Raw genomic sequence first — 17,704 nt, 5'->3', positions numbered from 1 at the left:
CGCCACCTGCACACCACCCAGATACAACTCACCCGCAACCCCGGGCGGCACCACACCCAACCGCGCATCCAACACATACATCGACGTATTGGCCACGGGAATCCCGATGGGGATCAACCGATCTCGTGTGGTGACCTCGGCATGACCGACCTCGACGGCGGCTTCGGTCGGGCCGAACAGATTGTGGATCGACACGCCGGGCAACAATCGATGAGCAGCAGCCACGGTGGCAGGCCCGAGCGCCTCGCCAGAACAGAAGACCCATTGCAACGAGTCGAGTTCCCGAACCCGTTGCTCCGGAACCACATCCAGGAACACCGACAACATCGACGGCACGAAGTGCACCGACGTCGCCCGTGTCGCACCGATCAACTCCGCCAGATACAACGGATCCGCATGACCACCCGGCCGCGCCACCACCACCTGCGCACCGGACATCAATGGCGCGAACAACTCCGGCACCGACACATCAAAGGTCACCGGCGTCTTCAACACCACCCGATCGCCCGCCGCCCACGGGTACTCACCGAGTCCCCACCACAATCTGTTGAGCACCGAGCGGTGCGACACGGTCACACCCTTGGGCCGGCCCGTCGACCCCGACGTGAACAACGTGTACAACGCCGCATCACCGGACAACGACGACAACCGCTCGGCATCGGACACCGCAGCCACCGACACATCCACCGACCCCGACGCATCCACCTCGACCACCCGCACGCGATCGCCGAGTTCGGCAACGGCCGCGGGAACCTCACCGGCGGCGACCAACACCACACCCACGCCAGCGGTCTCCACCATGTACCCAACCCGCTCGAGCGGCGCCGCGGTGTCCAACGGCACATACTGTCCACCCGCCGCGACCACCGCATGAATGGCCACCACGAACTCGACCGAGCGCTCCGACGACACCCCCACCGCCACCTCCGGCCCCACCCCCACCGCAATCAACTCACGCGCCAACACCGCCACCCGAGCACCGAACTCCGCATACGACACCACCCGACCCGCACACCACAACGCAGGCGCGCCCGGCGACCGAACCACCTGCGCCGCAACAGCATCGGCAACCGTGGTCACCGGGACCCCGACCTGCGGCCCGACCGACCACCGATGGATCGTGGCGCGCTCGTCGTCGTCCACCAGCGAGATATCGGCGACCAACGACCGCGGTTGCCCGGCAACGGTGCGCAGGATGACCTCGAGTGCGGTGGCAAAGACCTCGATCTGCTCCCCGTCGAACGCGCTCGGCAGGTACTTCAGGGTGATCGTCAATCCGCCGTCACCCGTCGGCGAGGTGACCATGTTCAACGGGAAGTGCGTCGAATCACTGACCACCACCTCGGCGAGGTCGAGCCCGGTGGTCGACGAGTCGGTCGAGAGCGACTCGATGTCGACGGGATACGATTCGTGCACCGTCAACGTGTCGAACAGGTCGCCCTCCACCCCGGTCAGTGCGGTCAGTCCGGGCAGCCCGTGATGCTGGTGGTCGAGCACCGCGACCTTGGACTCCCCTAGTGCGGCAAGTACGTCGGCGATCGGCATCGACGGATCGACGTCGACGACCGCAGGCAACGTATTGATGAAAAGCCCCACCATCGACTCGACACCGTCGAGGTCCGCGGGTCGTCCCGAAACGGTCTCGCCGAAGGTGACGACGCGTTGACCCGTCACCCGGGACAACAACACCGCCCACGCGAACTGGAGAACCGTCGCCAGTGTCGAACCCTGTTCTCGTGCCACGGATTCGAGGGCTGCGACGAGCCGTGGGTCGACGGGCACCGCGCGGTTGCGCGGCAGTGCGTCGGTGGTGGCCGTCGCGCCCGGTGCAACGAGTGTCGGTCCGTCGACCGCCGCGAGCACCTCACGCCAGGCAGCCAATCCGGCCGCGTGGTCGGCGCCGGCGACGCTCCGCGCAAAGTCGCCGAAATCGTCTGTCGGGGCGTGCTGTCCCCCGGTGTAGGTCGCTCCGGTGACGTACAGCGCCAGCAGATCCGCGAGAACGAGCGGCCCCGACCAGCCGTCGAACAGGATGTGATGGTTGGTGATGACCACGGTCACGCCGCCCGCGTCCCGGATCACCACGACCCGTAGCAACGGGGGTGCCGCGAGGTCGAACGGCGTGACCCGCTCGGCGGCGACCACGTCGTCGACCGCCGCGTGCCGCCCCACCTCGTCGGCCTCGCCGAGCTCGATGATGCGCCATGGCACCTCGACGGACGGATTCACGACAGCGACCACCGCGCCGCCCGCGGTCTGCAGATAGCTCGTCCGCAAGGCGGGATGCCGGGTGAACAACCCGCCGACGGCGCGCCGCAGGCGATTCTCGTCGACGGGCGCCCCAAGACGCAGAACCGTCTGCCCCACATAGACATCCACGGCGTTGTCGGCACCGGCACCGGCGCCGGCCAGCGCCGACTGCACGACGAAGCCGTGCTGCAACGGCGTCAGCGGCCAGAGCGCGGAGCCGGGATACGCCGCCGTCAGCGCGTCGATATCCGCCTGGGTGATACCGGTTCCGGGTAGATCCGACGGGGACGGTCCGGGATCGCCGATGGCGTCCAGCTCGGTGCGCAGCGCCTCGAGCTCACGCAGCCATGCCGCGGCAAGGTCGGCGACGTCGGGCATGGTCAACACGTCCTGCGCGTACAGGAACTCCGCCGACAGTGCACGTCCACGTTCATCCGGGCGGACCGTGATATTGGCGGTGAGCGCGTTCGTCGCGGGCATCAGTCCGGACACTGTCGACGCCAGTGCGGGCGCAGTGATGTCGACCGCGAAGGGGATCACGGTGTCGTCGTCCTGCGCGGCACCCTGACCGACCGCGCCGAGATAGTTGATGGCGATGGCCGGAAGCGCGCAGTGCCACAACGGAGTTCGTGCATCACCTCGCAGGAGCCCGAACCCGAGGCCGCTGGCACGACGACTCAGCCGTTCCTCTTTTGCGGCCTTGACGGCGTGAATCGCGTCCTCGCCCGGGTCGATGACGAGCGGCGCGATGGTCGTGAACCACCCCACCGTGCGCGACAGATCGGCCCGGCGTGGTTCCGCGCCGTCGAGAAGGACGTCTTCGTATCGTCCGTGCCCCTCGGTCACCATCGCCACCGGACCCTGCACCGGCCGCCCGCGACCATCCTGAAATGCGCGGACCGCACGCGCCAGCGCGGCGCTCAGCACGTCAGCGGTGGCGGCGCCGAACGCTTTCGGCAGATCTCCGAGGACAGCCTCGGTGAGTTCCGGATCGAGTTCGACGGTCACCGGTTCGGGTGCCGTCCGACCGAGGGCGGCCGCGTCGTCGAAGCCGGGCGTGCGGTGCCCGACCCGCGCGAGCCAGTAGTCGACCTCGCCGTCGGCCTGCACCGTGGTGGCGAGCGCATGCTGCCAGGCTCGTGCCGAGGTGACCTCGGGTCGCAACGCGCTCGGAGTCCCCGAACTCAGTGCGCCCCACGCTGTGATGACGTCCTCGATGATGATCGGCCACGACACGGCGTCGACGGAGAGGTGATGGATTGCGAGGATGACGCGCGCGCCATCATTTCCGGACACGAGGACGGCGGCGACCACGCGGCCGGCGAGTGGGTCGAGGCGACCCAGCGCCGCCGCATGTTCGGCGCGGATCAGCTCGTCGAACTCTGCTGAGCCGGTACCGGTGTCGGCATGCACGGCGTGCGTTGCCGCTCGCGACTCGGGCACTCCCGCGAGCAGACCCCACCCGTCGTCGGAGTGCCGGAGCCGCAATGCGAGCATCGGGTGCGCCGCGACGACGGCGTCGAGGACCGACGCGAGCATCGTCGGATCCAGATCGTCGGGAGCCACCATGACCACCGACTGCGAGAAGTCGCTGAGCCGCTCGGGCTCCCCCGCCATCTCGAGCAGCCACTGCACCACCGGGCTCAGCGGCACCTCACCCGCGCCGCCGCCGTCCGGTTCGGCCAGGAGCGCCACGGCCGCCCGCCCATCGCCACCTGCGCGGGCCATCGCTCGAATCGTCTTGTGTTCGAAGATGTCCCGTGGGGTGAGCGCCAGCCCGGCATCCCGCGCCGCCGAGGCGAGCCTGATCGACATGATCGAATCCCCGCCGAGCGCAAAGAACGAGTCCGTGACACCGACCCGTTCGATTCCCAGGATTCCGGCCACCACCGCCGCCAACCGACGTTCCGCGGTCGACGCCGGTGCGACGTAGTCGTCTCCGTCGGGCGTCTCGGGGGCCGGCAGCGCGCGCTTGTCGAGTTTCCCGACGGGCGTCAGCGGAAGCGCATCGAGGACGATGATGTGCGCGGGCACCATATGGGCGGGCAATCGCTGTTCGAGGTGCTCACGCACCGCGGACACATCGAGTCCCGAGGGTGCCACCACATAGCCGGCGAGTGCGGTGGCCACCGAGCCACCCACACCGATCACGACCGCGGCCGACACGTCCGGGTGCGACGAGAGCCCTGCCTCGACCTCGCCGAGCTCGATCCGCAGACCGCGGAGTTTCACCTGGTCATCGCTGCGGCCGGAATACTCGAGTTCGAGATCGCCGTACTCGGAACGGCGCCACCGCACCACATCGCCCGTGCGGTAGAGCCGATCACCGGTGTTGCCGAAGGGGTCCGCGACGTAGCGCGCGGCGGTCAGGTCGGCCCGGCCGAGGTACCCGCGGGCGAGCGCCACGCCACGGACATAGAGCTCACCGGGTACGTTCACCGGAACCGGCTGAAGCGTGTCGTCGAGGACGAACAACCCCACCCCGCCGATCGGCCCCCCGATGCGCACCGGAACGCCCACGCGGCGTTTGCTGTTCGCGACCGCAACCGATGTCTCGGTGGGACCGTAGGCGTTGAAGAAGGCGACCGTGCCGGCCCAGTCGTCGACGAGTCGTTGCGACAACGCCTCTCCCCCGGATGCGAGGAGTTGCAGTCCGGGGACCATGCCGGGATCGATCGTCGCCGCCACCGTCGGCGTCATGAACGCATGTGTGACCCCGGCCTCTCGGATGAATTCTTCGAGCTGTTCTCCGCCGATCGCACCTTCGGGCCGGTAGGCGAGCGTCGCTCCCCCCGTCGATGCGATCAGCCACTCGAGGATGGAGGCGTCGAAACTCGGGGACGAATATCCCATCACCACCGAACCGCCGTCGGCCCGATAGCGGGCCAGGTCGGCCGAGTAGTTGCCGATGCCCCGGTAGGTGATCGCCACCCCCTTGGGCCGTCCCGTCGACCCGGACGTGTAGATCACGTAGGCGAGCGCATCGAGATGGCGAGGGCGCACCAGCTCATCCGGCCGTAGGTGGCCGGCCGCCGAACCGACGGCCGGCTCCCGCCGATCGCCGACGACGTCGCACATGAGCGACCACGCGACCGACGAGGGCAGCGCCTCGCGCACCGTCGGCGTCGTCAGACCGAGGGCCACACCCGAGTCGGTGAGCATGTAGGCGATGCGGTCCGCCGGATAGTCGGGATCGATCGGTACGTACCCGGCACCGACCTTGGTTACCGCCCACAAGGCGGTGAGCAGGTCCACCGACCGCCGAATCGCAAGTGCCACGAGCGTTTCGGTGCCGACCCCGTGGGCGATGAGCCAACGTGCACACTCATCCGAACGGGCGTCGAGCCCGGCGTAGGTCGCCACGTCACCGGACGCGTCGGTGACCGCGACATCGTCGGGATGACGCCTCGCCACGTCGACGAGAACATCCGCCAACAACTGTGGTGTCGCGCCGGTGCCGCCGGACACCGATGACAGTTCGTCGTACTCGCGGTCGTCGAGCAACCGGGAGCGGCCGACCGGCAGTGCCGGTTGTTCGGTGATCTCGGTCAGCAGACGAGTGAACCTGCGGGCGATCGACTCAGCCGTCTCGGCGTCGAAAATGTCTGTGGCGTAGACGAGTTCGCCGGACCAGCCGTCGCCGGTGTCTCGCAACGCGAACGTCAGATCGACCTTGGCGGAAATGTCGTCGACATCGATCGGCTCCACGTCGAGGCCCGGCAGTCGTGCGGCGGCAACACCTCGCGCGGCGAGTTCGGGCATCGCGGACTGGTCGAAGGTGAGCATGACCTGACTGAGCGGCGCATACGATTCCGAACGTGGCGGATCGAGTGCCTCCACGACCGACTCGAACGGCAGGTCGGCGTGCGCGAACCCTTCCAGATCGACTCCGCGCACACGGTCGAGCAACTGCGCGAAGGTCAGTGTCGGATCGACTCCCACCCGCAATACGAGGGTGTTGACGAACATGCCGACGAGCGGATCGAGCACACGCTGCCCGCGGCCGGCGATCGGCGTCGCGATCGCGATGTCGTCTGTCCCCGACAGTCGGGCCAGCAATGCGCTCAGCGCCGCGTGCACGACCATGAACGGTGTCACGCCGGAATCACGTGCCAGCTCGGTCACGCCGGCTGTCACCGCCGCCGGGACGGCAAAGGACGTACGTGCGCCGCGCATCGATGCCACTGTCGGGCGAGGGCGGTCGGTGGGCAGGTCGAGCACGTCCGGCAAGCCACGCAATTGCCGCGTCCAGTAGCCGAGCTGGCGACCGATGATCGAGTCCGCGTCGTCGGCGGAGCCGAGGACGTCGTGCTGCCAGATGGCGTAATCGGCGAACTGGATCTCCAGCGGCACGAATTCCGGTGCGACCCCGGCAGTTCTGGCCAGGTAGGCCGTGATGAGATCTGTGACGAGCGGGCGCAGCGACTCACCGTCGGACGCGATGTGGTGCATCACCAACGCGAATACCCAGCGTCCCGGCGCCTCCGCCAGGAGTGCGGCACGGACCGGCCAGCCGGTGGTCACATCGAAGCCCGACGCCGCAACGTTCTGCAGTTGCGACCACGAGTCGACCTCGAGCCACTCGAGCCGCTCGTCGATCTCGTCGACTCCGCCGATCACCTGGACGGGCTCGTCGTCGACGGCGGGGAACGTGGTCCGCAGCACTTCCTGGCGCTCGATCACATCGGTCAGCGCGCAGCGCAGGGCGCGCACGTCGACGTCACCGACCAGCCGCAGCAGTGCCGGAATGTTGTACGTCGGCAACGACGTATCGAACTGATTGATGAACCACATGCGACTCTGCGCGAACGACAACGGAATTCGTGCGGGTCGTGGCAGGGCAACCACTTCGGGCAGACCCGCGGCACGCTGGGCCGACAACTCGGCCAGCCCGCGAACCGTGGGTGCGTCGAACACATCGCGCACCGAGAGGCCCACCCCCAGCGCCTCGCCCGCGCGCCCGACGATGCGCGCGGCGGCGAGTGAGTTGCCACCGAGGTCGAACAGCGAGTCGGCCACGCCGACCCGTTCGAGATCGAGCACGTCCGCAACGATCTCGGCGAGCATCTTCTCGGTCTCGGTGCCCGGGGCCACGTACGCGGCGTCGGCGACGATCTCGGGTTCGGGGAGCGCGCGGCGGTCGAGTTTGCCGTTCACCGTGAGCGGCAGTTCATCGAGGAGCATCACCACGTCCGGGACCATGTATTCGGGCAGCAACGCCGCGGCATTGGACCTGATCAGTGTCGGCGACACGTCGGCCTTGGTTGCCTTGTCTGCACTTTCGGCATTGCCGGCGAGCACGGCGTAGCCGACGAGTTGTTCGATTCCGTTGTCGCGCGCCATGACCGCGACCGCGACGGCGTCCACCCCCGGCGTGGACAGCAAGGCCGCCTCGACCTCGCCGAGTTCGATGCGGAAGCCACGCAGCTTGATCTGTGCATCCGATCGTCCGAGGTACTCAAGGGTGTCGCCGTGTCGGATCGCGACGTCGCCACTGCGATACATCCGTTGGCCGGCGCCGGCGAACGGATCGGCGACGAAGCGCACACCGGTCAGTTCGGGGCGGCCGAGATACCCTCGCGTCACCTGGGTTCCGCTGACGTAGATCTCGCCGGGCATTCCGTCGGGCACCGGCCGCAGCCGGTCGTCGAGTACGCGGACCGTGAGTCCCGGCAGACCATCGCCGACGTCGGAACCCTTTGCAGTCGACACGAATTCGGGATCAAGCGCACGGAAGGTCGAGTGCACCGTCGTCTCGGTGATGCCGTACATGTTGACCAGCAATGGACCGGGCCCTCCCCGGCCGGCCATCCGATCGGAATACCACCGCGTCACCTGTGCAAAGTCGAGCGCCTCGCCGGCGAACACCATGTACCGGACCGACGACGGCATCTCATCGGATGCCACGGTGGCCTCGCCACGCGGCCGCACGGCTGCGGCGAGCTGGTAGAACGCCGACGGCGTCTGCGACACCACCGTCACCGACTGCTCGGCGAGCAGCGCAGCGAACTCCACCGGGCTGCGCGTCGTCAGGTAGTCCACGACGAGCAGTCGTCCGCCGAACAACAGGGGGCCCCACATCTCGAACACCGAGACATCGAAGGCATACGAGTGGAACATGGTCCAGACGTCGTATTCGGTGAAGCCGTAATGCTGTTGCGCGGCAGCCAGTAACGCCACCACCGACCGGTGTTCGACGACGACTCCCTTGGGGCGGCCGGTGGAGCCGGAGGTGAAGATGGTGTAGGCCCCCAGACGCGGGTCGAGCGCAGCAGGCAACGCCGGTGACCCATCGTGCCCGCGCTCGCCGAGGTCGGCGGTCGTGGTGCGGCCGACTCCGAGGGCGTCGAGAGTCGCGTGGCCGCCGGGATCCGCGATGACCACGACCGGGGCCGCGTCGTCGACGATCATCTGCAGCCGATCGCCCGGATGTGAGGTGTCGAGCGGAAGGTAGGTGGCACCGACCTTCAGTATGCCGAGGATCGCCACCATGACGTCGACGCTGCGAGACGTGGCGAGACCGACCACCGACCCCTGCGCCACACCGGATGCGAGCAGACCGCGAGCGACCGCGTCGGAGCGCTCGTCGAGCTCACGATAGGTCAGCCCGGCGCCCGCAGTGTCGGTGACCGCGAGCCGAGCGCCGAAGCGCCGCACCGCAAGTCGGAACAGACCGGGTAGCGACTGCCAGTCGTCACCGCCAAGTGTGTCGACGGCCGCGGTACGCACACCCCGCAGGCGTTCCTGCGTGAGAGCAGCCGACGCCGCCGGGTCGGCACCGGGCGTGGTGACCAACGGAGCGATCGTGGCGGCGACAGCGGCATCTCCGTGGATTCCGCGTCCGGCGAACACGGTCGCCATGGGCGCAACGCGCGCCTCGAGCTCACCGAACGTCAGGCTCACCGTCGACGATGACAGCGCGAGGACCTCCGGTGCGGTCCGTGCCGTCACCGCGATCAGATCACGAGTGCCGGGACGGTGACCCCACCCCGAGCAGGTTTCCTTTGCGTTCGCGTCGATTCCCGTCACGGCTGTCTGAAGACCTTCCGGCTAGATGGGATCTGCAGGGGTGGAGTTGTCGCGCGCGACGGCCGCGCGCGCACGGATGTGCAGTGAGCCCAGGACGTCGTCCAACTCGTCCGGGCTCGCGGTGGCGAGTCCGGGAACCAACGTCATGAGAGCCATCGTCAGCGCCGAATCACCGTCGGGAACAACAGCACTCAACGCCGAGGCGTGGGCGCTCAGATCACCGAAACTCACCCCACACATATCGGGCAGGATCGACGCGCCCGGATCACAGGTCGCGGCCGCGGCGATGAGGTCGAACAACGAAATCTGCTCGTCGTGATCGGTGCGATCGTGGGCATGGTCGGCGTCGATGGCCATGGCGGCGTCACCCACGGCCCGCTCCGGGTCGTCGACGAGTTCAGCGAGCAGCCGGACGTACCGAGCCGCCATCCGGCTCACCGTCTCCTCATCGAAAAGAGCCGTCGCGTAGACGAATTGCGCACGCAGCGCACCGCCCCTGGCCTCGCGCTCCGGATCACCGGGGAAAAGTGTCAGCGCCAGGTCGACTTTTGCCGACGTCAGTTCTTCGGGAACGGGTTCCACGGTGAGCCCGTCGAGTCGCAGGACGGGGAACTCGACGTTCTGGTACGCGAGCATCACCTGGAAGACCGGGTTGTGTGCGGTGGGCGGCCGGGACATGAGCCGCGCGACGACCTCATCGAAAGGGATTGCAGCGTGCGACATGTCGGCGAGATCGTCACCCCGGACGCGATCGAGCAACTCGAGAAACGATTCGGCCCCGTCCACCCGGGTACGAAGCGCAAGGGTGTTCACGAACATCCCGACGACGTCCTCGACCAGCGGCTCACCACGACCGGCGAACGGGGTGCCGATGACGATGTCGTCGCGACCCGACAATCGTGCGAGCAACACCGCGAAGACCGCGTGCGTGACCATGAACTGGGTCGTGTGGTGCTTACGGGAGATCTCGTCGAGCTTGCCGACCACGTCCGAAGGGATCTCGAAATCGACTGCGGCGCCGTCGAAGTCGGGGATCTTCGGGCGCGGCTTGCTCGCCGGGAGCTCGAGGATCTCCGGCAGGCCCGACAGCCGTTGTTCCCAGTAGTTCAGTTGGCGTTCCTGTTCGGACACCCCGTCGTCGACCATGGCGAGTCGTTCGGAGAGCCACATGCTGAAGTCGGCGTACTGCACCTGCAGGGGCTTCCAGGCCGGCTCGGCTCCACCGTGCCGGGCGGCGTAGGCCGCCATGAGGTCGCGTGCAAGCGGCATCATCGACGCACCGTCGGCGCTGATGTGGTGGACCACGAAGACCAGGACGTGCTCGTCGGCCGACACCCGCAACAGCACTACGCGAACCGGGGGGCGCACGCTGATGTCGAAGGCCGCGCCGGTGATCTGGGCGATCTCACTGCTGCGCGACCCGTCCGAGTCGCGGACCTCGAGCGTCACCTCGCTGTCGAGCGCGTCGGCGGGCATGATCACCTGCACCGGTTCACCGTTGATCATCGGGTAGACCGTGCGTAGCGCCTCGTGACGTCGGCCCAGGTCGATCGTGGCGCGGGTAAGTGCGGGAACGTCGAGGTCACCGGACAGCCGCAGCGCCATCGCGACGTTGTATGCCGCGGATTCGGGTTCGGCTCTGTTGATCAGCCAGAGTCCGCGTTGCATGCCGGACACGTGCACCAGTTCGGTGCGGCTGCGCGCGTGGAGCGCCGGCACCCCGTGGCCGGTGGGTCCCGACGTCAACGCCGCGGCGAGTGCGGACACCGTCGGACGCTCGAAGAGCAGCTTCACCGGAACCTCGCGGTCCAACAGTGCTGCCAGACGAGCGGTGACCTTGGTCGCCGAGAGCGAACTGCCGCCGAGGTGGAAGAAGTCGGCATCGGCGGACACGCGTTCGAGTCCGAGGACCTGACCGAAGACGCCTGCGACCACCATCTCCAGTTGGGACCCCGGTTGCCGGTACGGCGCTGCGGTACCGAAATCCACCGCGGGCAATGACTTTCGGTCGATCTTCCCCGAGGTGGTGAGCCGGAACTCGTCGACCACGACCAGTGTGTGGGGCACCATGTAGCCCGCCAGCCGGGTGGCCGCATGCTCGAGGACGTGTGCGGGATCAGCGCTCGCTCCCTCGGCCAGAGTCGCGTAGGCCACCAACACGTCGTCGCCGTTGGGTGCGCGCACGCCGAGGCATACCGCGTCGGCGACGAGCGGGTGATCGACGATCGCGGCCTCGACCTCGCCCGGTTCGATACGCAGACCCCGGATCTTGAGCTGGAAATCGGTACGTCCGAGGTAGCGCAGATCGCCACGGACGGTGCGGATCACGCGATCACCGGTGCGATACATCCGCTCACCGGGTGCATGCGGGTCGGCGACGAATCGCAATGCTGTCAGGTCGCTGCGGCGATGGTATCCACGGGCGAGTTGCACGCCACGCAGATACAGCTCGCCCGGGACGCCGGTGGGTACCGGCCGCAGCGCACGGTCGAGTACCACGGCACCGACACCGGGGATGGAGCCACCGATCGAGACCTCGTCGTGCTCGGTCATCGGGCCGGCCGCGGTCGCCCAGATGCTGGCCTCCGTGGGCCCGTAGAGGTTGTGGAACCGTCGTCCGGCCCGCGCCCAGCGTCGCATCAGGTCCGGCGGGCACGCCTCCCCGACACTGATGACCCGCCGCAGCTTCGGCACGGCCGCCGGCTCGATGGTGCCCAGTGCCGACGGGGTCATCACCGCGTGGGTCACTCCTTGATCCCGGATCAGGGAGGCCAGCTCGTCGCCCCCGAACACCCCGGCGGGACTGATCACCAGTCGCGCGCCCTGACCGAGCGCCATCACGATCTCGAAGATCGATGCGTCGAAACTCGGTGACGCCACGTGCAATACACGCGACTCCTCGGTCAGCTGCAGAATCGATCGCTGGTTGGCGACGACGTTCGACAGTCCTCGGTGACTCAGCGCAGCCGCCTTGGGCCGCCCCGTCGAGCCGGACGTGTAGATCAGGTACGCCAGGTCGTCGAGTCGCGGTGTACGCACGAGTTCCTCGGGCCGCAGCGGCGCACCGCTGTGGCCTGCCAGCCGGAATTCCGTGTCCTCGTGACCGATCACCAGCCATGTCGCGCTGTCCGGGAGGCGCGAAGCGTGATCGGTGACGCTCAACCCGACCGTTGCTCCACTGTCGGCGAGCATCTCGGCGATACGCGCGGCGGGCAAGGTCGGGTCGATGCTGACAAATGCCGCACCCGATGCGGCGACCGCGAGCATCGAGATCACCGACTGATGTGAGCGCGGAATGCAGATCGCGACGATGTCACCGGAACCGACACCGGTCGACACGAGTTCACGCGCCAGTTGGTTGGATCGGGCCGAGAGCATCGACCACGTGATCTCCGAGGACCCGGCGATGGCAAGAGAGTGGGGGTCGGCCACTTGTGCACCCGCACCGAAGAGGTCACGCAGCAGCGCAGGTGCGGCGAACCCCTCGCCCCCGGAGATCAGTTCGCCACGATCCTCGTCGGCGACGATGTCGATGGTGCCGACGGTGCGGACCGGCGCCTGCACCATGGCGCGTAGCACCAGCTCCAGTTGCGCGGCAACACGTTCGGCGGTGCGGTGCTCGAAAATGTCGGTCGCGTAGGAGAATTCGAGGTGATAGCCCCCCGCGTCGGCCTGATCGGTCACCGTGATCGACAGGTCGAACTTCGCCGAAGGCACTCGCGCGTCGAGGAGTCGTGCCGACTCGTCGAAATGGTGCAGGGTGCTCGCGTGCCCCGGATGCATCGTCAGCGCGACCTGGAACAGCGGGGTGTGCGAGGCGGAACGCTCCGGGCTGAGGGCGTCGACGATCCATTCGAACGGTATGTCGGCGTGCCGCACGGCGCGGGTTCGGGTCCCGTGGGCGCGGCCCAGCAGATCGGCCACCGTGTCTGTCGGCGACACCGCCGTGCGCAACACCACCGTGTTGACGAACATCCCGACCAGCTGCGCGGTGGCCGGTTCGTCTCGGCCCGCCACGGCAGTGCCGATCGACACCTCGTCGACCTCCCCCCACCGCGACAGCAGGATCGCCAGCGCCGTGTGCACCACGGTGAACGGCGTGACGCCGTGGTCTCGCGCAAGACCCCGGATGCTCATCGCGATGTCGGCGTCGAGATCGGCGTCGACGTAGCCGCCCGCTCCGGTGGCCACATGCGGCCGGGGCCGATCGGTGGGAAGCATCAGCAGGTCGGGCATGTCGGCGAGTTCGGTACGCCAGAACGCCAATCCCTCGGCCGCGCGCGGTGTGGGCGACTCCAGCTCGCCGAGCAGTGCGCGCTGCCAGATCGCGAAATCGGCGTACTGCACCTCCAGCGGATCGAGTCCGGGGCCCTTGCCGTCGCGCAGGCTCGTGTAGCCGACCATGAGGTCGCGGATCAACGGCTGCAGCGAGAAGCCGTCACCCGCGATGTGGTGCAGAACGGTGACGACGACGTATCCGTCACGATCACGCAGAATGCGGATCCGGAAGGGGATCTCGTGCACGAGATCGAACCCACGTGCCGCCTCGGCGGCGATCAGCTCGTCGAGACGATCGACGGCGTCGAACACCTCGGTGTCGAGGAACTCCATCGCCTCGCGGGTCGTCAGAATCTCCTGCACGGGCTCGCCGAGGTGCGATCCGAATCGGGTTCGCAGCGTCTCATGACGTTCCACCAGTGATTCGATCGACGCGTGCAATGCGTCGACATCCACCTCGTGACCGAGTCGGACGGCACCGGGCATGTTGTAGGTGGCGGCGCCGGAGTCCATCCGGTTGACGAACCACAGTCGTGTCTGTGCGTGTGACAGCGGGATGACGCCCTGCCGCTCGACTCGACGCAGCTCGACCCGCTCCGGCGCGTCCCCGAACTCGGTCCGCTCGGCGATCCCGCCGACATCGACAGCCGAGAAGACCGTGGTCAGATCGACCCGGAGATCTCGGTCGCTACGTGCCCGCGACACGAGACGTGCCGCAAGCAGCGAATCGCCACCCAACGCGAAGATGTTGTCGCGCAAGCCGATCCGCTCAACGCCGAGCAACTCGGTGAGCAACGAGGTGAGTGCGAGTTCGATCGGCGTTCGCGGCGCGACGTACTCGACCGAGCGGTTGGGTTCCGGGGTCGGCAAACGCTTGCGGTCGAGTTTGCCCGACGAATTCAACGGGAACTGCTCGAGCCGCATCGCCGCAACCGGCACCATGTGTGAGGGCAGATGCTGCCGGCACCACGCCAGTGCCGCACTCTCGGTGACCTCCGCGGCATCGGCGACCTCCGTGCTGCCGGATCGAAGGTAGGCGACGAGCACGGGTCCGGCCGCGAGATCGGTACGCGGCACCACCGCGCTCGCCTCGACACCCGGCATGGCATCGAGCACGGCTTCGATCTCGCCCGGTTCGACGCGTTGTCCGCGGATCTTGACCTGGAAGTCTGTGCGCCCCAGATAGTGCAGGGTGCCGTCCTGCGTCCATCTGACCAGATCGCCCGTGCGGTACATCCGTGTGCCCGCCGGACCCGACGGATCGGCGACGAACCGCTCGGAGGTCAACCCGCGACGCCCCACGTAGCCGTCCGCGAGCTGGATACCGGCGAGATAGAGCTCACCTGCCACCCCGACCGGCGCCGGGGCCAATGCACCGTCGAGTACGTGGACCCTGGTGTTGGCAACGGGGCCGCCGATCGGGACCGGGCCGTCGTCGTTGCCGACCGGGTACTCGGTGACGTCCACCGCGGCCTCGGTAGGGCCGTAGAGATTGACCAGATCGGCCTCGGAACCCTCGATCACCCTCTCGGCGAGATGTCGCGGGAGTGCCTCCCCCGAGGTGAACACGTACCGCACCGCCGAGGGCAGGAGCGTCGTGTGGCCCTCGTTCGCCAGCACCTCGGTGTACACGTCGAGCATCGACGGAACAAAGTGCAACACGCTGATCCCGCGCGAGATGATCAGCTCGCGCAGATATGCCGGATCACGATGGCCCCCGGGCTCGGCTATCACCAGTCGCGCGCCCTGCCCGAGCGCCCAGAGCAGTTCCCACACCGAGACGTCGAAGGTGAACGGCGTCTTGTAGAGCACCACATCGTCGGTCGCGAGGCCGTAGTTGTCCTGCATCCACGCGAGCCGGTTCAGCACGGCCTCGTGACCGACCTGAACACCCTTGGGCACGCCGGTCGAACCGGAGGTGAAGATGACGTATGCGGCTGCCGAACCGCCGCCGGCCGTCGTTCTGGTCGACTCCCCGTGCCCGTCGGGGCCCGACGCGACGTCGTCGGGATCGAAAGCTGTGGCGATGAGGTATTCGTCGTCGATCACCACTCGTGCGTCGACGGTCTCCGCGATCAGCATCCGGCGTTGATCGGGTTGCGCGGGGTCGACGGGTACGTACGCCGCACCGAGCGTGAGCACCGCGTAGATCGCGACCACCTGGGCGGGACCACGGTCGAGGGTGACGACGACACGATCGCCTTCGCCGACCCCCGCCGAATGCAAGGTCGCCGCCATGCGCCAGCGCAACTCGTCGAACTCCCGATAGGTCCACCGGCGATCACCGAACTCGACGGCTATGGCCGTCGGAGTCTCGCTGACCGCGGCCCCGAAACCATCGAGCAGATGAGCCGACGGCATCGGGAGTGGCCGCAGCGGACCCACGCCGAGCCCGAGCAGATCCGCACGCTCACCGGGCAGCAGCAGATCGATGTCACCGATCGGCGTGTCCAACTGCGCGAAGACCCGGTCGAGGAACGCGAGGAAGCGCTCGAGGTGCCGGCTCAGGTCGGCCTCGTCGTAGAGGTTCGGGTTGCCGTGCAGGTCGACGCCGATCCGAGCGCCGGGGCTCGCCTGATAGAGGTTGAGCCGCAGATCTTCGAGGATTCCCGAGGACAGGATGTGATAGTCGACGGTCGCGCCGGCCAACTCGATGGGCTTGTCGAAGAACATCATGTTCACGATCGGCCCGAACGACGCGGTGTTGGCGTCCTGCAGGCCCGCATCGATGCGGATGTCCTCGAATCGGTAGCGCTGATGCCGAAGTACACCGGTGAACTCGAGTTGCGCCTGTTCCACGAGACCGCGCATCGACAATCGGGTCACGTCACGGAATCGCACCGGCAGCATGTTCGAGAGCATGCCCGCCGCGCGCTTGATCCGCGCCGTGGCACGTCCGGTCACCGGCAAGCTGAGCACCACGTCGTCGGTGCCGGCCATCCGGGCCAGGAATGCCGAGAATCCCGCGCTCAGGAGCACTGCTGCCGAACTGTTGAGAGACGCGGCGAGCCGACCGATGGTCTGCTGGCGCGCGGCGTCGATCTCGGCCGCGGCGACCGCATTGCAGGGCGACAGCGGTACCGCGGCCGGTTGTTGGGCGAGAGTCACGCGCTCAGGGAGATCGTGGACGCGGGCTGCCCAGTATTCGCGGTCGGCCGCCCGACGGGTGCTGGTCAGATACTTCTGGTCGTCGGCGACCAGTTCGTCGAGCTTCGCCCCTGGTTTCGGGACATATTCGACGCCGGTGACCGCCGCGTTGTAACGATTCAGGATCTCGTAAACGATGGTGAGCGCGGCATATCCGTCGAGCGCTATGTGATGCGCACGGACGTACCAGAAAATGCGATCGTCAGCGACCCGAAGCAGTGCGGATACCACAAGCCGATCCGACAGCAGATCCATGCCGACGCGGTAATCGGAACTCATCCATTCGCGAGCCGAAGCAACTGGATTCGTTTCGTCTCGAAAATCGACAAACTCGACATCGTTGTCGATCGATTGGTCAACAACCTGCATGGGGACACCGTCGGTCTCGACGATCCTCGTGAACGCCATCTCGGTTTCGCGGCCGACCTCCAGGATCACCCGGCGAAGCAGCTCGTCATCGAGGGGCCGCTCGCCATCGCGGACGTCGACGTACTGCGCGACGGTGACCGAGTAGTCGGCAGAAAGACTTTCCGCGAACCACATGCCACGCTGGGCGGCCGTCAGCTCGATCGGCGAACCACTGGTGTCCACATCACCACGATCGACCACCTGGTGCTGTTGGCGCATATCCTCACTCCCGGGTCGTCGGCGACTCGGCGCGATTCCAACTGACTGCGTCGACTGGCCATGGCCAGCCCGGCCTCGAACCGATCCTATTACCGGACCCAGTCTCACTCAAGGGCCCAATTGCGCGGAACCAAACGCTCGATAATTCAATCAAAGGTAGTACTTCAGAAATGATTACCGGGGCTGGATACGCTGACAAAATCGCCACCCTCGACGTTCATCGCGCATCCGCACCAGGTCGTTACAGATGTCCCTCGAACGGGATACTTTTTCTCGCATCCAGGAATCGATTTGCGCAATAGTGGATCGTGTCGACGGTCCGGATGTACTCTGCGCTCAATGCGGTAACCGGATCATTTTGGTCGATCCGGCA

The 17,704-nt window shown here is 67.3% G+C and carries 2 protein-coding genes; both read right to left on the bottom strand.

Going from position 1 to position 17,704, the window contains the following annotated elements; translation table 11 throughout:
* A partial coding sequence (locus tag ACLQ3C_RS20255) for an amino acid adenylation domain-containing protein (RefSeq protein WP_425706896.1) occupies positions 1-9,279 on the bottom strand: 9,279 nt, incomplete at its 3' end.
* Between the two features lie 21 nt (positions 9,280-9,300).
* Positions 9,301-17,331, bottom strand: a complete 8,031-nt coding sequence (locus ACLQ3C_RS20250; RefSeq protein WP_425706895.1) for an amino acid adenylation domain-containing protein — start codon at positions 17,329-17,331, stop codon at positions 9,301-9,303.
* Positions 17,332-17,704: the final 373 nt, after the last annotated feature.

The sequence above is a fragment of the Gordonia sp. DT30 genome (genome assembly GCF_049844915.1).
Taxonomy (GTDB): Bacteria; Actinomycetota; Actinomycetes; order Mycobacteriales; family Mycobacteriaceae; genus Gordonia.
The sequence above is the reverse complement of the archived record's forward strand: the minus strand, read 5'-3'. Positions and strand labels throughout refer to the sequence as shown.